An 18,360-nucleotide genomic window follows, 5' to 3' on the forward strand; every position below is an offset into this window, starting at 1 on the left:
TTAGTTTTTATTTTCTGAGTACTTTTTTTGCCATGATGGCGACTGGGGTGACGCTCGGCGTGAGAGCCGAACAACCTATCATGATCACTGTCACCAAAGGGTTTGGATTATCCCTGTATGCCTCTGACCTTGGTGACGCCAAGCAGATGGCGTTGGGTGATGAGGGTACTCTGTTTGTCGGTTCCTATAAGGCGGGTACCATTCAGGCCTTGGTCGATAGCAATGCCGATGGCCGAGTCGATAAGCGCTATGTGGTCGCCAAAGGGTTGGAATACCCAGAGGCGATAGCCTTTCATAACGGTGACCTGTACGTCGCCGAAGAGGAACGCATTCTACGCTATGTCGATATAGAGAACCGTCTGCGACGCCCAGGCCGTGGTAAAGAGATTTATGATCGCCTGCCGGGTAAGACCAATAAGAGCCGCAGGGCAATGCGTTTTGGACCCGATGGTCGTCTCTATGTCGCTATAGGTGCCCCTTGTAATGTCTGCGAGGCCCATGCGCCCTTTGGTAGTATCATTGCCATCGATCTAGAAACTGGCAGCAGTGAGCAGATAGCAACAGGGATCCGCAACGTCACAGGTTTTGACTGGGCCCCTGGTGATAACAAGCTGTGGTTTGCCGACTTGGGCCGCGACTGGATGGGTGACCGACTGCCACCAGATGAGATTAACCGTGTCGATACCATAGGTGCTCACTATGGCTTTCCCTATATCCATGCCAGTAGCGTACTAGAACCTGCCTACGAGAAACCCAAAGGGCTCAAAGTCACCCGGCCCGTCTTTGAGCTACCGGCTCACGTGGCACCCATGGGGCTTGAGTTCTATCGCGGCAATAGCTTTCCTGAGAAGTATAGAGAACAGCTTTTTGTGGCAGAAAATGGCTCTTGGAATCGTTCCAGTAAGATAGGTTATCAGGTCACCATGTTGACCCTGGAAGGTCAACAGATCAGCAAGCGCCAGACGGTAGTGAGCTTTCTTGATGGTGAGTTTCCTGTCGCCAGGCCCTATGACTTAATTATGGCGCCAGATGGTGCCATGTACATTTCAGACGATTTGAAAGGCAATGTGTATCGCCTGTTTTATAAAGAGAACGCGAGCGAAGAAAGTGAAGCGAGTGAACAACAGGATCCTAACCAATGAGTGATGCGATAGATTTAAGCCTCGATGGCGTCGAACAGATGCCATTGAGACGTTTCACCGAAGAAGCGTATCTGAACTATTCAATGTACGTCATCATGGATCGCGCCTTGCCGCACATAGGTGACGGTTTGAAACCAGTTCAGCGCCGTATTATCTATGCCATGAGCGAACTGGGCCTGACGGCTCAGTCGAAGCACAAAAAGTCGGCAAGAACTGTGGGTGATGTCTTGGGTAAGTACCATCCCCATGGTGACAGCGCTTGTTACGAAGCCATGGTATTGATGGCGCAGCCTTTTACCTATCGCTATCCGCTGGTGGATGGTCAAGGAAACTGGGGTGCACCGGACGATCCTAAGTCATTCGCGGCAATGCGTTACACCGAGGCGCGTCTTTCAAAGTTTTCTGAGGTATTGCTGAGCGAGCTGGGCCAAGGTACTGTCGATTGGGGAGTTAACTTCGACGGTACTATGAAAGAGCCGCTGGTATTGCCTGCGCGCTTGCCACATATTTTGCTAAACGGCATCACGGGGATTGCCGTGGGCATGGCGACCGATGTGCCGCCCCATAATGCCCGTGAGTTGGTCAATGCCTGCGTCGAGTTGATCGATAACCCTAAAGCCGATCTCGAGCGTTTGATGGAGTTTGTGCCCGGCCCGGATTATCCGACCGAGGCGGAGATCATCACCTCTAAGGCCGATATCGCCAAGATTTATGACACGGGTCGCGGTTCAATCAAGACCCGTGCCGTTTACACCATAGAGTCGGGTGAGATAGTGATCACCGCGCTGCCCCATCAGGCTAGCGGCGGTAAGATCCTGGAGCAGATAGCCGCTCAGATGCAGGCGAAGAAATTGCCTATGGTGGCCGATCTGCGTGATGAGTCGGATCATGAAAGCCCGGTGCGTATCGTGGTTGTGCCGCGCTCCAATCGTGTCGATTGCGATCAACTGATGGCTCATCTGTTTGCCACCACAGATCTTGAGAAGAACTTCCGCGTTAACCTCAATGTATTGGGGCTTAACGGGCGACCCCAGGTCAAGGGGCTGAAACAGCTATTGACCGAGTGGTTGGAGTTCAGATTGACCACGGTCAGACGTCGTCTGGAACATAGATTAGATAAGGTATTGGCAAGACTACATATTTTAGAAGCCTTGATGATCGCCTTCCTCAATATTGATGAGGTGATCGAGATCATTCGTTATCACGATGATCCGAAAGCCGAGCTGATGGCCCGTTTCAAGCTGACGGAAGAACAGGCCAATGCCATCTTAGACCTTAAACTGCGCCACCTGGCGAAGCTGGAAGAGTTTAAGATCAAGACTGAGCAGAGCGAGTTGGAAGCTGAGCGCGAGAAACTTGAGCAGTTGCTGAGTTCAGATCGCCGCATGAAGACCCTGATCAAGAAAGAGTTAAAGCAAGACAGCGAAACCTATGGCGATGAGCGCCGCTCACCTTTGATTGAGCGCAGCGAATCTCGTGCCCTGTCAGAGCAGGAGCTGGTACCAGCCGAGTCGGTAACTGTTGTATTGTCTGAGAAAGGCTGGGTGCGTTGTGCCAAGGGGCATGACATCGACCCAACGGCACTCTCTTACAAGTCGGGTGATGGCTTCCTCTGCGCCGCCTCGGGGCGGAGCAATCATGCTACTGTGTTTATCGGTTCCACAGGCCGCGCCTTTGCCACCGATACCCACACCCTGCCATCGGCCAGAAGCCAGGGGGAACCAGTAACGACTCGCTTCCAGTTGTCTCCTGGGGAGTCAATGGTTCATGCCTTGCTGGGTGAAGATGGCCAATGCTTCCTGCTGGCCTCTGATGCAGGCTACGGCTTTATCGGCGACTATAAGGATATGGTGTCGCGCAACAAGGCAGGTAAGGCGTTACTGAGTCTGCCGGCCAATGCCCAGGTGCTGCCACCGAAACGGGTAGATAAGAGCCGTAGTGAGTCGATTTTGGCGATCACCAACGAAGGGCGTATGTTGCTCTTCTCTGTCGATGCCTTACCGCAACTGGCTAAGGGGAAGGGCAATAAGATCATAGGTATCCCGAGTGACAGGGCCAAGAGCCGTGAAGAGTTGTTGGTGCACCTACATGTTGTGCCGCAAGATACCGCGGTGACCCTGTGGGCGGGTAAGCGTAAGCTGACTCTTAAGCCGAGCGATCTTGAGCATTACCGCGGCGAGCGTGGCCGTCGGGGCGCCAAGTTGCCTAGAGGGTTACAGCGCGTGGACAAGGTAGAGTTGGGCGAGGATGAACCCACGCTCTAGTGAATTGACCATAAAAAAAGCTGCAATTAAGCAGCTTTTTTTATGGAATAAGGGTAGAAGTAGACGTTAAGCCACTTCGTAGAAATTGGGGGTGACATCCAGTCTTGCCTGAATGATGTCAGTTGCCATTCGGCTGCATTTACCACATTGATTACCAACACCTAGACGGCGCTTGACATCGGCTAGCGACATATCACCTTGATCTACGGCTTCTTTAATTTGCTTGTCGGTAATAGCATGGCATAAGCAAACGTACATTGATTTAACCCCTCTACTTCAGATGCATGCAAGTATAAATGAAAACGATTCTCAATGCTAATAACGGCTAGTTATAGACAGTAGCGAAGGGCAATAATCTGCGTAATTAAAAAATGTGATCCATCCCCCAGGTTATGGGGGATCTGTCTGATACGCCGGCTTAATAGCCGCGCTCGAAGTTGACCCTATGGCTTAGGGGCTCGTCCTTGATGAATTTGTGGTAGTTGTTGGCAAAGATCTCTACCACCTGTTCAGGGAAACTAGGGGCGGCGATGTGAGGGGTGATGATGACATTCTCCAGTGACCAGATGGGGTGTTCTGCCGGCAGCGGCTCCTGATTGAACACATCTAAAATAGCCTGTTGTTGTGGATGCTGCTGTAATTGTGCGAAGAGGGCGTCAAGGTCCAGTACATCACCCCGTCCCAAGTTGAAGAGGATGGCTTCGGGTTTCATTAGCTCCAGCAACTGTTTATTGAGTGCGCCTTGCGTCTGCGGCGTGCTGGGTAAGATAGCGGCGATGGCATCGGCTTGGCCTATGTGGTGACATAGGTTTGACAGAGTATCGACATTATCGAAGCCTATGGTTGGCTTAGCGCCGCGATTTATCCCAGTGACCCGCATACCAAAATGTTTTGCAGTCTGGGCGAGGTGCTTGGCGATATTACCAGTGCCGAGCAGTAGAAGGTGTTGTCCCTGCAGAGTGCGAAAATTACCGGGACGCCATATTTTTTCAGCTTGCTGCGACTGATATTGCTTGTGCTGACGCTGGTGGGCCAGCAGATAGCCAAACAGGTATTCGCTCATTAAGGGGCCGAAAATGCCCCGCACATTGGTGAGCATATAGTCTCTGCGTAGCCTGGGTTTCACCAGAAGATCGACGCCAGCATAGGTGGATTGCATCCACTTTATCTGTTTGGCGTGGCCGACTAATGGCGCCGCTAGTGGTGGTTCGGCCAGCCAGATATCGGCATCGAGTATGCTTTGCGGATCGTCGCCAAGCAGTGTTAGATGAGGAAGGTGACAAGAGCCGAGTAAAGTGCGGTATTTGTCGTTGTCGCTGGTGAGTAGCAGTAGCTTGTGTTCCATAGCGAGTCCTTGTTGCTGTTTTTATTTTTGTGTTGTTAGACCCTGATTTGCATCAGTTGCTATTGTCTTTTGGCTGCTAAGCCCTGTGTGATGATCTCGTTGAGAGGCTTCTCTTGTTTGGATAAGCGTTAAGTTTACAGTTACAAAAAAAGCCAAAGGTGTCTATACCGCTTATGAGATTTGCTTATTTGTTGGGCATGTTAAGGAGAGTAGGTACTTGCGGCCTCACGCGTGAGCAACAACTGATGAACACAGTCTGCGCTGACATCAGGAAAATTACTGAAAATGCCATCGACGCCCATCTGCGCGAGATAATGGATATCGTCGCGATTATCGACGGTATAGACAAATACTATAGCACCGCGGGCATGGGCGTCTTGTACTAACTCTCGGTTGACGAAGTTGATGCTCAGGTGCAAAGAGAAGGCATTGAGGCGAGTAACGATGGCGGCTAAGTCTTCTGGTACGCCTTCGATAAGCGGTGCCAGCACGGCTTCTGGGTAGGCTTGTCGTAGCTTAAACAGGAAGCCGTGATGAAAAGAGGAGATAAGTAGCTGATCGGCGCGATAACTAAGCTTGTTTAGTATCTGAGGATAGAGTGCCATAAAGGGCTCAATAGAGTTTAATCCCTTGAGTTCTATGTTGATCAGGGCGTTAAAAGATTGCAGATAGACCAGCAGATCCCAAAGTTTTGGGATGGGCTCGCCATCTACGGTGACACTTGCCAGATACTCTTGGGTGACCTCTTCAATCAGCCCAGTTCCAGAGCTTTTACCATCGAGTCTACGGTCATGGAATACGTAGAGTTCTCCCTCGACACTGTGGACATCTATCTCGACCGCGTTGCAGCCAAGTTCGACCGATTTTTTGATGGCAGCCAGGGTATTTTCGGCAACGTAGCCACTGGCCCCACGATGAGCATAGATACGCATTAGCTTCTAATTAACCCCTGAGTCTCTTTGTTCTGACCACCTTTAATATGCACTTCAAGTTGTGGATAGGCGAGCTCTAAGTTGTTCTCTCTGAGTGTTTTACTCACCTGCTTATGCAATTTGTGTCTGAGTGGCCAACGTGTGTTCATATCCTTGGCATAGGCGCGAATTTCATAATCTTGGGTATGCTTACCAAAACCTGCAAACCAGACTTCAGGTTCAGGTGTCGTCAAAGCGTCATCACACTCTTCAACCGCCTGGTACAGGGCGGCTTCTACCCTCGCCGGATCTGAATCTCTGGCAACAGAGACATAGACGATCACCCTGGTAATAGGATCTGACAGAGACCAGTTAATCAACTGCTCGGTAATAAAGGCCTTATTGGGAACAATGATCTCCTTTCTATCCCAGTCGACAATGGTGGTTGCGCGGATCTGGATCTTACTGACGGTACCAGTGAGCTCACGAATGGTTACGGTATCGCCGATTCGTACTGGTTTCTCAAACAGTATGATCAGACCCGAGATGAAGTTAGCGAAGATCTCCTGCAGACCGAAACCCAGACCTACAGAGAGAGCGGCAACCAGCCACTGTAGCTTAGACCACTCCATCCCCAGGGTGGAAAAACCGCTGAGCATACCGAAGAAGACCACTAAATAGCGACTTACTGTGGTGACCGCAAAGCCTGTGCCCTGAGAGAGATCCAGTCGCTGTAGGATCATCAGTTCTAACAGACCAGGTAAATTGGTGGCAATCATCAGCGAGAAGCCGACGATGATCAGTCCGAGCAGCAGGGACTTTAGGGTGATGGGAAGCTGCTGAGCGATACCATCGACTGTACTCGAGCTGGTCCATAGGGTGATGCCGTCCAAGAAGGAGAAGATGGCGCTATGGGTTTGTGTCCAGAGCCCTATCAGACTGATTAAAAATGCCAGGGTGAGCAGTGAGCGCACCAGTCCGAGAGATTGGCTGGAGATGGTTTCTAAATCTACCACCGGCTCTTCATAGGTATCGGGAGGCTCATTGCTGTTGGGATCGTCCTCTTTTTCACGCTGAGCCAAGATCTCGGCGCGCTTAGCCTTGGCACGGTTGAAGGCTATGCGTCTTCGCTCGATTAACATCCAGCGCTTTATCAGTAGATACAGCAGGATAAAGCTTAAAGACAAGATCAATGAAAGCTGAAGCTGTAGTAGCATCTGGTAGGCAGTGAAATAGTAACCTCTAAAGGCCAGTACTGCGCAGATGGGTGGCAATAAGATGAGTATCGACCAGAGCAGCTTTTGTAGTAGTCGTTTGTTCTTATCATTCTGGTGATAGTGATGTTCTAGCTTCGATAGGCTCAAAAGATCCCGGTAGAACCAAAACAGCATGACCGCCAGCAGAATAAAGGCCCCGCGCCCCAAGCTGTTACGTACCATAGAGGCTTCTAAGGTCTCGGTAAACCCGACGACACCCACGATGGGCATGGCCAGCACTGTCAGGGCGCGCAGACGTTGCTGGCCGGCGCGAATGATAAGCTTATTTCCTTTAAAGTGGCCGATTAGCAAACCATTGTCTAATGCCAATAGATAGGTGAAACGGTATAGCAGATACAGCATGCCTATGGCCAAAACTCCCATCCCAAGAGAGGAGACCAGGTTATGGTCGCTTAGGTGGAAGATAAGGCCACCGACTATCAGCGGAAGTGGCTTAATGGTGCTGTAGAGTAAGGAGGCCACCAGAGTGTAGAAGGTATAGATAAACTTATCTTGGGTAACGTTGCCCACATAGGTGACGTTTTTCGCCATCAATTGGGTAAATTTGGGCGTGATCAGATCCTGCATCACCAAGCAGAGTACCATTAAGATCACCCACCATGACCAGAGAGTGCTCTGTTCACTCAGGGAGTCTTTTACCTGATGCCAAGGTGCCTGGGTGAGTAGCCACTGAGTGCTTTGGAGTAGATCACTTACCCAGTGGCCATCTATGCTATTGGCATTTGCCACCCAAAATAGGTGTTCGTTAAGTGTGGTTTTGAGCGTTTGATACTGCTGGGCTAGCTGTTCATATTGCACTCTGAGCTCTGCCAGTTCGCCCAGGTAGAGATCATAATTTTCCAGTAATTGACGTTGCAGTGTTTGCTGAGCGCTCAGGAGTTTTTCCTGCAGTGGCGTCAGTGCCTGTTCGCTATTGCTGAGCAGAGGATGCAGGGCTTGCTCTTGTTCTATCTCGTAGCGTGCCAGACGTGCACTGGCGATCTCATTGCTAATCTTATCTTGGCTCGGCGGCTTAGGCAGGGAGTAAAGGATGCGTAAGAAGCGCTCGCCAAAGGCCGAATTAAGTTTAACCAAGCCTATCTGCTGTTGAATATTAGTGAGCTGCTTAGCCTGTAATTGATACTGGGTCTCTGCCTGCTCCTGCTTATTGACTGCAGCTGTCATGGCGTGAGTCAGCTCTTTAAGCTGTTCGCCATAGGCCTGATTCTGCGCGTTAAGTTTGAGGGCGATGGCATCGTCTGTGATGCTGGTTTCTATCTGGCTGGCGGCAATGGTCGCAGCGGTTGCCTTATGGCGCTGTTCGGCAATGGCGCTGTTGAGTTTTTCAATTAAGGCTTCTTGCTGCACCAGCTGGCTGCGCACTAAGGCGAGTTGCTTTTGGGTCAGAGCGATCTGCTTCTGGCTGCTTGCCAGTTCCGACTCGAGTGTCGACAGCGTCTGTATATAGACTCGGCGCTGCATCTCACTCAGAGGCTGGTTGTCGTTTTCAGTGGCCTGTTTATGTTTAGACAAGGTGAGGTTGGCCTGGCTGATCAGGCTAGGAAGCTGACGCTGCCGCTTAATGAGCTCATTGACCTGATTGGCGAGATTGGCCTCTGTGTCCTTGAGTTCTGACAGTCTGAGGTAAGAGAGTGACGCCTGCTGACTCAAATCTTGATTGGGGTTGTACTCAAGGGGGGAGGTGGAGTCTTTTTGTTGCTGGTTTAGCGCCTGCTTCTGACTCTCATAGCTATGAATGATGGCATCAAAATTGGATTGCAGGGCTTTTTGCTCTGTAAGCTGCTGCTCAAGGATCGCTAGCTGCTCTGCGGTACTTTTATTACTGACCTGGGAATCCTGTCCTATGCCAAGACGCTTATTGAGGTTCAAGGGCGAATTTGCAGCGCCCGAGAAAGAGATTAGACAGAGAATAATCAGTAAAATACGAGACATAAGCCGCTTTGTTCACACCAGCATGAATGGACGAATATATATTACCAAGTTAGTTTAAAAATGATATCTATGAATCGTTTAATTTGACCCGAGTGGAGAGAAGTTTGCCACAGACGCGAGAGGGTTAACGGCTGGCCTTCTGAGCGCGATTGGCTTTGTGGCTCTTTTGGGTTTCATATACAGCGGTAAACACCACCAGGGCGCCACCGATTAAGGTTTTCAGCGCCAGTCCTTCGCCCAAGATTAATAGGGCCAGTAGGGCACCGTATAGGGGTTGCAGGCAGGAGACCAGACTGACCGTCTTGGCACTGAGCTGGCGCAGCGCCGAGGTAAATAGGGCGTGGGGCGCGGCGGTAAAGACGATACCTAATAAGATAACTAGCCACCAGACGTTGGCTTGGATGCTGCTGGGCTCGACCTCGAGCCAGGGTAGCAGAAATAGTGCGCTGACGCCGGTTTGGTAGTACATGGCTTGGGCGCCCGTGTAGCTGGCAAAGTAGCGCTTATGCAGTAGGTTTCTCGCGGTAAACAAAGCCGCAGAGAGTACTCCTATGATGATCCCTAGGGTGACATCATTCCCTAGGTTGGCTTCGGGGATCAGCAAGCTTACGCCAAGGAGTACGCAGATACCGCTGATAATATCGGCCAGCTCCAGTCGCTTGCCGGTAAAAAATGGCTCGACCAGAACGGTCATCACAGGGTAGGTAAAGAAGGCTATCATGCCGATGGCCACAGACGAGAGCTGCATGGCGGCAAAGTAGGTGACCCAGTGGAGGCTGACGATGATGCCTAGCCCAATGGCAATATAGTAGTCTTTAACTTGATTAAGCTTGAGGTGATGACCACTCAGTTTAACCAATAGGCCGAGAGCAAGTGCGGCGATGCAGCAGCGTAGCGCCGTGATATCCAGGGCGCTGAGTGGGATCAGTTTGGAAAAGAGTGCCGTTCCCCCAAACAGTAGGACGGCCAGATGCAGTTCAATTAATCCCGAGCGTTCGCTGCTGTGCGTATTCAATATTTCCTCTAATCGATTTTGGCGAAGGCTTGTCCCATGCGGGTGACGGCCTTAGGCTCTACGCCATCGGCAAAGTGTTCTATCGCGTCTTTGGCAAACAGCATCACGACTGTGCTACCCAGCTTGAAGCGCCCCATCTCGTCGCCTTTGTCTAAGGTAATTGCCTCTGGGCCTTCGGTCGGATAGTCCCAGGTAAACACCTTCTTGCCTGTCGGTGGCGTGACTGTGCCAGCCCAGACGGTTTCTATGCTGGCGACGATCGTCGCACCTACTAATACCATGGCCATAGGACCAATTTCGGTTTCGAAGATGGCGACCACACGCTCGTTGCGGGCAAATAGACCTGGAACATTTTCCGCCGTCAGAGGGTTAACCGAAAACAGTTCGCCCGGTACATAGGTCATCTTAGACAAAGTGCCTTTGATGGGCATGTGAATTCTGTGGTAGTCCTTAGGTGCCAGATAGATAGTGGCAAAGTCACCGCCTTCGAAGCGTTTGGCATCATCACTTTGATCGCCTAAAAGGGCAAGTGATGAATATTCATGTCCCTTGGCCTGAAAGATGCGACCCTCTTTGATGGGACCACACTGGCTGACCGCACCATCTACCGGATGGACGATATAGTCGTCATCATCACACAGAGGACGGATACCGGGCTTTAAGGCGCGAGTGAAGAAGGCGTTGAAGCTGGCATAGGCTTCAGGTTCGCTTGCGGCGGCTTCACTCATGTCTATTTTATATTGCTTGATAAACCATTTAATTACACTTGTGGTCACTGCGCCGAGTTCGGCGGCTGCCAGTTTACCCACGAGTCGTGATAGCAGGTGCTTTGGCATTATGTATTGCAAGGCAATCTTCAATTTGTCCACAGTATGTTTTCCTTCAAATCCAATCTGGCTGTTCTTACTTTAGGGTCTGTTGATCTCTCAAGTTTAAGCAAAGAACAACAGGCCCAGTTAATCGGTGTCGTTTCTGAAATGACGGGCATGGCGCTGCTCATCTAGGCTATCGATTATACGATGATAGTTGTTGTATCTGTCTTGGGAGATTTTACCCTCCTCGAAAGCCTGGGTGATGGCGCAGCCCGGGTCATTTTTATGTTTACAGTCTCTGAACTTACAGGTGCCGAGGTAATCTCTAAATTCAATAAAGCACCAGCCTACGCGCTCGGCAGGCAAGTGCCATAGGGCAAATTCTCGTACACCCGGAGAGTCCACCAGATCGCCGCCGCTGGGGAAATGCAGCAGTTTGGCCGTGGTAGTGGTGTGTTGACCCAAGCCTGATGTTTCAGATACATCACCTGTGATCAATTCAGCTTCTGGTAACAGAGCATTAATAAGCGAAGACTTACCCACACCCGATTGACCAACAAATACGCTGACCTTATCTTTTAACAGGGCTTTAATGGCTTCAACCCCTTCGCCTGACTTGCTACTGACTTGATAGACGGAGTAGCCAATGGCCTGATACCGCTTTAGCGCCGCTTCGACCTGAGGAGCCTCTTCGTCGCTAAGCAGATCGATCTTATTGAGTATGATGACAGGGGCTATGCCTGTGTCTTCGGCAGCAACGAGATAGCGGTCGATAATTTGGGTCGTAAAACTAGGGACCACTGACGACACAATAAGGATCTGGTCGATATTAGCGGCGATAATCTTGATGCCATCATACAGATCCGGGCGTGAGAGTGACGAGTGCCTAGGATGAACGGCTTCGACGACGCCAGCTATGGTGGCGCTGGTTTCCGTGGCCTGACGAACAATGACTTTATCGCCAGTGACCAAGCTTTGAATGTTTCGGCGAATATTACAGCGAACCAGTTCGCCGCTTTCTGTTTCAACATCAGCATGTTGACCGAAACGAGAAATGACGGTGCCGAGCTGCTCTGGTCCCAGTGAGCTATCCTGTAACTCAACGGTGGCGTTTTCGGTGTCTTTTCGCTGCAAACGCTTCTCTTGATTGGCACGCATGCGACGGCGTTGACCTTGGCTTAGGGGTTTCTTCTTACTCACAATATCGTCATCGTCAAAATAAGGTTATTTTGTGTCATCTAAAAAAGCAGTATGATACACGGTCTTAAATAAAAAAGCCTGAATTTAGGCAAACACGCATTGATAAGGCAGATATATGGCTGCAGATGAAACGAATCTGATTTGGGTAGATCTTGAGATGACAGGGTTAGAGCCTGAGGTTGATAGAATTATTGAAATCGCGACAATCGTGACAGATAAAGAGTTAAACATATTGGCCGAAGGGCCCGTGATTGCAATTCATCAGAGTGAAGATGTATTAGCCGCCATGGATGATTGGAATCAGAAGCACCATGGCGAGTCAGGCTTGATCGAAAGAGTCAAAGCGAGTGACTTTAGTGAGCAAGATGCCATAGAGCAGACGATAGCCTTTCTTTCACAACATGTCCCGGCAGGTGTTTCACCCATGTGTGGTAACAGCATTGGCCAGGACAGGCGTTTTATGAATCGTTACATGCCAGCCTTGGAAGATTATTTCCATTACCGCAATATTGATGTGAGTTCAGTCAAAGAGTTAGTGCGTCGCTGGAAGCCAGAGGTGATGAACGGTTTCAAGAAGCAGGGGACTCACCAAGCCTTGGTTGATATTCAAGAGTCGATTGCCGAACTGCAATATTATCGCGAGAAAGTATTTAAAATTTGACCAAACGATAGAAAATTTTAAATTAGGGGGTTGCAGAGGGGCGAAATTCTCCTATAATGCGGCCTCAACTTTTTACTAGCGTGTTCGTTGGTAGAGATTGAAATGCGACATTAGCTCAGTTGATAAAAGGTGAAAGACGATACCTTTTGTTGATGATGACAGTTAATTTAGCTCGAAAAAATTTATGCGACATTAGCTCAGTTGGTAGAGCGATACCTTGCCAAGGTATAGGTCATCGGTTCGAACCCGATATGTCGCTCCAAATTACAAAAGTTTGGTTACACCAATATCCAGACTCACAGATTTTAAGCGACATTAGCTCAGTTGGTAGAGCGATACCTTGCCAAGGTATAGGTCATCGGTTCGAACCCGATATGTCGCTCCAAATTTTATGCGACATTAGCTCAGTTGGTAGAGCGATACCTTGCCAAGGTATAGGTCATCGGTTCGAACCCGATATGTCGCTCCAAATTTTATGCGACATTAGCTCAGTTGACTCTTTGTATAGAGCAAAAGGGCGATACCTTACTAAGGTTTATGTCATCGGTTGTTTGTTTCGAAGCCGATATGTCGCTCCAAGTTTAAAGATTTATGCGACATTAGCTCAGTTGGTAGAGCGATACCTTGCCAAGGTATAGGTCATCGGTTCGAACCCGATATGTCGCTCCAATCTTCTTTTCAGTTTTAGCTCCCCCCTTTAAAATTAATCACGACATTAGTTCAGTTGCTGCTTTGCGAAGAGTAATAGCGATACCTTGCCAAGGTATCGATCATCGGTTGTTTGTTTCTAAGCCGATATGTTGCTCCAATATTCTTTTCAGTTTTAACTCCCACTTTGAAATTAGTCACCACATTAGCTCAGTTGCTGCTTTGTGCAGAGTAAGTGCGATACCTTGCCAAGGTATAGGTCATCGGTTGTTTGATTCTAAGCCGATATGTCGCTCCAATCTTCTTTTCGGTTTTAACTTCCCCTTTAAAATTAATCACGACATTAGCTCAGTTGCTGCTTTGTGCAGAGTAAGGGCGATACCTTGCCAAGGCTTAGGTCCAGTTTGTAGGGCTTATGCGTCTAACTCTATATGTTGCTGCAAATTTCCCATCTAAAGTTTTTAATCCCATAGAAGCACGTTATTTCACTTATGTGTTTTTGCCACTATCGGCAACATTAGCTCAGTTGACTCTCTGTATGCTGCGCTGGGCGTATCTTGCAGAGGTATGGGGCCAGCCAATATGCCCCAGCAAGCTTTTTCTCACACCCTTTGTTTTTTACAGCAAAGCATCTTACTTCGATTTATCTCTGAGTTTGCCGTCAGCGGCACTTGCTCGATTGAATCTAGCTCCTTTGAATCCTGGCTTATCGGCTAAAGCATGCTCAGTTACCAAAAGTTGCTTGAAGGATTGGGTCCTTCAAATTGTATTGTTCGTATATTAAAAACTGGCATAAATTAATCACAAGACGGAGAGATGGCAACAAAGATGAGTTCCCCCCGCTAGCTTGAGGAGGACCTAATCATACATTGACTACTTTCTGGTGAATCGAGAAGGGGAGGCAGAATCACAATGCAAATTAACATTGCGATTTTATCACCCCAACTATGGTCCCTGCTGTTTTGGCCGGTTCACGTAATCAGTCACTTGAGTTCATTTTGCAACCAAGGTGCGTTGAACAATCAAGTTGTACTGGATTTTTAGTTAAGCCAACACATTGCAATCAATAGATTTATTAATGCGTAGGTTTTGTAGATTTAGTTCAAATTAGGAGACTCCACAATGGCTGGAATTCTAGAAGGTATCCGAGTAATTGAAGTTGCATCAATGGCAGCTGCACCATCTGCAACCGTAATGCTTGCCGACCACGGTGCTGAAGTGATTAAGATTGAACCGCTAGCAGGCGACCCATGGCGCTATGGTCACATGGTTGCTGGCATGCCAAAAAGCAAAATAGCCTACACCACCTATACACAGAATCGCACTAAGAAGTCAGTGGCTCTGGATTTGAAACAGCCAGAAGCACAGGCGGCGTTACTTAAGTTAGTCGCGACGGCGGATGTGTTCTTAACTAACTCTCCACGTAATGTGCAAAAACACCTTAAGCACACCTACGAAGATATCAAAGCGGTCAATCCAGAAATCGTATACGCCTGGATTAACGGTTTCGGTTTGGAAGGTCCAGACAAAGATGCCCCAGGCTTTGATATGACAGCTTGGTATGCACGTACAGGCATTATGGAAGAGCTGCGTCCGAAAGAAGCTGGCCCAGTTCCGCTCCCAGTTGGCACCGGCGACTTGAATACCGCCACGGCGCTATTCAGTGCAGTAATGACAGGCCTTTTCCATAAAGAGCGTACCGGTAAAGGCTCTAAAGTCTCTACCTCTCTGATGAATAACGGCTTGTGGGCTAACTCAAGCATGATGCAGGCCGCATTAGTTGGCGCACCAGCGATGAAGAAGTATCACCGTGAAGAGTGGCCAAACCCAGTCACTGGTGGTGTGTTCAAAACCCAAGATAACCGTTATGTCATTATCGTTGAGCTGAACCCAAACAACGTTGATAACTTGCGCGATGCCTTCGGCGCGGATCACTTAAAAGGTGATGAGCGCTTCGCAACGCCTGAGCAGCGCGCGGTAAACCATCAAGCGCTGTTTGATGAGATGCAAGCGATTGTTGGCCAGCATGATCTCGCTAAGGTAAAAGCACGCCTAAAAGAGTTCGGAGTCAACTTCAGCGTGGTGCAAACCACTGAAGAGTGTACTCGTGACGAGCACATGATCGCCAATGGCTGCTTCCCTGAAGTAGAGGGTACTGACGGTATCCGCACCATTGATAGCCCAATCCAGGTTGAAGGTAACGGCATTAACAAGGTTAAGCCGCAAAACCCACCTAAAGTTGGCGAGCACACTATGTCTGCGCTAACTGGCCTTGGCTATAGCGAAGAAGAAGTGCAAGCACTGGTTGCAGCGAAAGCCGTTGGACTTCCACGTTAATCACATCAAGCGAAAAGATGTAATACCAACCTGGGTGTATCTATAAGGCTATGGCCAGGTTGGGTTTTCAAATTCAAATAGAGGGTAAATATCATGTCAGATCATAAGTTTTTTGAAGATTTCGAAATTGGCGAAAGCTTTGTCACTAACGCACGCACCATTACGGAAACCGACATTGTCATGCATGCCATGCACAGTGGTGACTGGCAACCGCATCACACCAACGAAGAATTTGCTAAAGAGCAACCATTTAGAACGCGTATTGCCCACGGCAATCTGACTTTCTGTGTCAGTACTGGTTTGATTTTCCAGTCTTCTTCAGAAAATCCAAACATCATGGCTTACGGCTTCAACAAAGTGCGTTATCCAGCGCCTGTCTTTCCTGGGGACACTATCAAGGTAGAAGTCACCATCATTGAGAAGAAAGACCATCCTAAGCAGAAAACACACGGCCTGATAACACAGACCGAAGTGACCACTAACCAACGCGGCGACACCGTGGCTTATGTTGAGCATGAGTTGTTTGTGACCAAGCGAACTCCTACGGCATAACCCCAAGTGATTGAGCCTACCCCGCTATTGATATTCAGCGAGGATAGGCTCAGCCAGATGGCATGGTGCAGATGTTCGATGCCAAGCTAAATTTCCTTAAATTCTGCGACATGCAGAATTCAAAAAGAGAGAACAGATATGAGTGAAGTAGCGAAGTATAAAGAAGTAGCCAAATTCTTTGAAGATTTTGAAATCGGCGAAACACGTACGACTGCAGGCAGAACCATTACAGAAACTGATTTTGTTATGCACGCAATGCATTCGGGTGACTGGATGCCACACCACACAGATGCTGAGTGGTGTAAGACACAACCGTTTAAAAAGCCGATTATCCATGGCAACGCGACATTTAGTATCAGCACGGGTTTATGCATTCAAGGTGAGCCATTAAATCCACATGGCATGTCTTACGGCTACGACAAAATCCGTTATCCAAACCCTGTGTTTGAAGGTGACACCATTCAAGTCACCATGACTGTGATTGAGAAAAAAGATCATCCTAAACGCCCGACTCACGGTTTGATCACTGAAGAGAAAGTGACCACTAACCAACATGGTCAAGTTGTATGCGTCGCTCACCACGTTATCTATGTAGAGAAACGTAATCCTTAGTCTTTAAGGTTCATTTCGCCAATTATCGTTGAAAGGAGAATAAGTCGATGAAAGTAAACGAACATAAAGCCTCTAAATTGGAACAGTTTCGTTGTATGGACGTTGCTTGGCTGCTGAACCAATGGGTTGAGCGCCAACCAGACAAGCCGTTTGTTGTTTGGTCTCCTTTCGATGACAGCCCAAGTCAATCTTGGACTTATGCGGAGTTATCACTTGCAGCCAAGCAGGTTGCAGCCGGACTGAAAAAGCGCGGGGTAAGTGAAGGAAAATTTGTCTTAATGCATTTTGACAATTCTCCTGATTTTCTTATCGCTTGGTTTGCCTGTGCCTATCTTGGTGCTGTGCCGGTGACGACCAATACGCGCTCAGTGGCGGAAAATGTTCACTATTTCGCGCAGGTCATGAACCCTGTGTGTGCGATCACGTCAGCAGACTATGCAAATGTGGTGCGTGAAGCATGCGGCGACTTAACGCCCGTGATTGTCTCTGGGGAGATGACACCAAAAGCTGTTGCCACTTTACATACAGAATCTTTTGCCGATCTCGCGTGCAATGAGCCCACTCCTGAGCTGACGAGCGATCCTGAGCGTAATTTTGCGGTTCAGTTTACATCAGGCACCACCTCACGCCCTAAACCCACCATGTGGAGCAATGCCAATGCATTGTGGGCGGGTAAGTCGATGTCAACCAACCTGCGTTTAAATAACGACGACAGAACTTTACTCTTTCTCCCCCTGTTTCATGCCAACGCGCAGATCAGTTTATTAAGCACCTTGTGGGTCGGCGGTACTGTCGTTGTGCAGCCTAAATTCTCAGTATCGCGTTTTTGGGATGCTTGTGTTGCTCATGATATCACTTGGATATCTATGATTCCTTTCGCTTTTAAAGCGCTTAAAGGTAAGCCAGTGCCTTCAGACCATAAAGTCCGAGTGATGATGGGGCTTGAGCTGATGCCCGAGCTTGAAAAAGAGTTTGGTGTACAAATTATGGCGATGTGGGGCATGACGGAAACCCTCTCTGCTTGCATAGTGACCGACCCGTTTCACCCAGGTCCTGCGGGGAGCATTGGCCGTCCTTCACCCTTCTACGATATCGAAATTCGTAAGGAAGAAGATGGGCGTTTAGCCGGGCCAGGCGAGCAAGGTCTCTTGTTCGTGCGTGGCGAGCGCGGCGTGACGCTGTTTAAAGAATATTACCAACAAGCAGACCATACCGCGGAAGCGTTCGATAAGAGTGGCGCTCTCGATACCGGCGACATCATCCGCATCGATGAGCAAGGCTGGCTGCATTATGTCGCGCGTTACAAAGATATGTTGCGAGTTGGCGGTGAAAACGTTGCTGCACTAGAGATCGAAACTGCCATAGATGAAACCGGTTTGGTGATGGAGTGTGCCGTGGTTGGTCAGCAGCACTACATGTTAGGTGAAGTCCCAGTTGCATTTGTTTCACTGAGTGATGAAGGCAAAAAACTCAAACATGAGCAAGTGAGTGAGAGAGTGATAGCCCACTGTCGTGAAAAACTGGCGGATTTCAAAGTCCCCAGAAGCGTGATGATTGTAGCGAGCTTTCCACGCTCAACCCTAGACAGAATTTCGAAAAAAGTATTGAGAGAACGACTGCCTCCAATCGAGTCATAAGCTCATTGTTGACGC

14 protein-coding genes and 5 tRNA genes are annotated in these 18,360 nt (G+C 49.0%); 12 read left to right on the top strand and 7 right to left on the bottom strand.

Annotated features, from left to right (window positions below; genetic code table 11):
* Positions 1-32: 32 nt before the first annotated feature.
* Both L2712_RS07790 and parC read left to right on the top strand, forming a co-directional pair.
* Positions 33-1,142: a PQQ-dependent sugar dehydrogenase gene (locus L2712_RS07790; RefSeq protein WP_052125552.1), complete on the top strand. Its 1,110-nt coding sequence runs from the start codon at positions 33-35 to the stop codon at positions 1,140-1,142.
* Positions 1,139-3,406, top strand: a complete 2,268-nt coding sequence (gene parC, locus L2712_RS07795) for a DNA topoisomerase IV subunit A (RefSeq protein WP_088903766.1) — start codon at positions 1,139-1,141, stop codon at positions 3,404-3,406. Before L2712_RS07790 ends, parC begins: the two co-directional genes overlap by 4 nt.
* Positions 3,407-3,472: 66 nt before the next feature.
* Here parC and L2712_RS07800 read toward each other — a convergent pair whose 3' ends face one another.
* From L2712_RS07800 to rsgA, 7 genes are all read right to left on the bottom strand, one after another.
* Positions 3,473-3,664 (bottom strand): bacterioferritin-associated ferredoxin, encoded by a 192-nt coding sequence (locus L2712_RS07800; RefSeq protein WP_033538759.1) that lies wholly within the window; start codon positions 3,662-3,664, stop codon positions 3,473-3,475.
* Positions 3,665-3,824: 160 nt separating this feature from the next.
* Positions 3,825-4,751 (bottom strand): D-2-hydroxyacid dehydrogenase, encoded by a 927-nt coding sequence (locus L2712_RS07805; RefSeq protein ID WP_033538758.1) that lies wholly within the window; start codon positions 4,749-4,751, stop codon positions 3,825-3,827.
* A gap of 200 nt (positions 4,752-4,951) precedes the next feature.
* Complete coding sequence (locus L2712_RS07810) at positions 4,952-5,683, bottom strand: glycerophosphodiester phosphodiesterase (protein WP_248977424.1); 732 nt, start codon at positions 5,681-5,683, stop codon at positions 4,952-4,954.
* Entirely contained in the window at positions 5,683-8,871 is a 3,189-nt protein-coding gene (locus L2712_RS07815; RefSeq protein ID WP_248977425.1) for a mechanosensitive ion channel domain-containing protein, read from the bottom strand. The genes L2712_RS07810 and L2712_RS07815 overlap by 1 nt, the downstream gene beginning before the upstream one ends.
* A gap of 124 nt (positions 8,872-8,995) precedes the next feature.
* Positions 8,996-9,886 carry a DMT family transporter gene (locus tag L2712_RS07820; protein WP_248977426.1) on the bottom strand — a complete coding sequence of 297 codons (891 nt, stop codon included), beginning with the start codon at positions 9,884-9,886 and terminating at the stop codon, positions 8,996-8,998.
* Positions 9,887-9,894: 8 nt separating this feature from the next.
* Positions 9,895-10,755 (bottom strand): archaetidylserine decarboxylase, encoded by an 861-nt coding sequence (asd, locus tag L2712_RS07825; RefSeq protein WP_088903771.1) that lies wholly within the window; start codon positions 10,753-10,755, stop codon positions 9,895-9,897.
* 87 nt (positions 10,756-10,842) lie between these two features.
* Positions 10,843-11,898, bottom strand: coding sequence for a small ribosomal subunit biogenesis GTPase RsgA (rsgA, locus tag L2712_RS07830; protein ID WP_033538753.1), 1,056 nt, complete (start codon positions 11,896-11,898; stop codon positions 10,843-10,845).
* 115 nt (positions 11,899-12,013) lie between these two features.
* Between rsgA and orn the strand changes: the two genes are divergently transcribed.
* The 10 genes from orn to L2712_RS07880 all read left to right on the top strand — a co-directional run bounded on the left by orn (position 12,014) and on the right by L2712_RS07880 (position 18,345).
* A complete protein-coding gene (orn, locus tag L2712_RS07835; RefSeq protein WP_033538752.1) occupies positions 12,014-12,559 on the top strand; it encodes an oligoribonuclease in 546 nt (181 codons plus the stop codon).
* Positions 12,560-12,745: 186 nt separating this feature from the next.
* A tRNA-Gly gene (locus L2712_RS07840) sits at positions 12,746-12,821 on the top strand.
* Positions 12,822-12,868: 47 nt separating this feature from the next.
* Positions 12,869-12,944: transfer RNA gene (locus L2712_RS07845), tRNA-Gly, on the top strand.
* 8 nt (positions 12,945-12,952) lie between these two features.
* A tRNA-Gly gene (locus L2712_RS07850) sits at positions 12,953-13,028 on the top strand.
* A gap of 8 nt (positions 13,029-13,036) precedes the next feature.
* Positions 13,037-13,137: transfer RNA gene (locus L2712_RS07855), tRNA-Ser, on the top strand.
* A 15-nt stretch (positions 13,138-13,152) separates the two neighbouring features.
* Positions 13,153-13,228: transfer RNA gene (locus L2712_RS07860), tRNA-Gly, on the top strand.
* A gap of 1,101 nt (positions 13,229-14,329) precedes the next feature.
* Positions 14,330-15,544, top strand: a complete 1,215-nt coding sequence (locus L2712_RS07865; protein WP_248977427.1) for a CaiB/BaiF CoA transferase family protein — start codon at positions 14,330-14,332, stop codon at positions 15,542-15,544.
* A 93-nt stretch (positions 15,545-15,637) separates the two neighbouring features.
* Positions 15,638-16,096 carry a MaoC/PaaZ C-terminal domain-containing protein gene (locus L2712_RS07870; RefSeq protein ID WP_088903774.1) on the top strand — a complete coding sequence of 153 codons (459 nt, stop codon included), beginning with the start codon at positions 15,638-15,640 and terminating at the stop codon, positions 16,094-16,096.
* Positions 16,097-16,234: 138 nt separating this feature from the next.
* Positions 16,235-16,708: a MaoC family dehydratase gene (locus L2712_RS07875; protein ID WP_033538749.1), complete on the top strand. Its 474-nt coding sequence runs from the start codon at positions 16,235-16,237 to the stop codon at positions 16,706-16,708.
* A gap of 47 nt (positions 16,709-16,755) precedes the next feature.
* Positions 16,756-18,345 (top strand): AMP-binding protein, encoded by a 1,590-nt coding sequence (locus tag L2712_RS07880; RefSeq protein WP_248977428.1) that lies wholly within the window; start codon positions 16,756-16,758, stop codon positions 18,343-18,345.
* The last annotated feature ends 15 nt before the right edge of the window (positions 18,346-18,360 follow it).

The organism is Shewanella marisflavi (assembly GCF_023283925.1).
Taxonomy (GTDB): domain Bacteria; phylum Pseudomonadota; class Gammaproteobacteria; order Enterobacterales; family Shewanellaceae; genus Shewanella; species Shewanella marisflavi.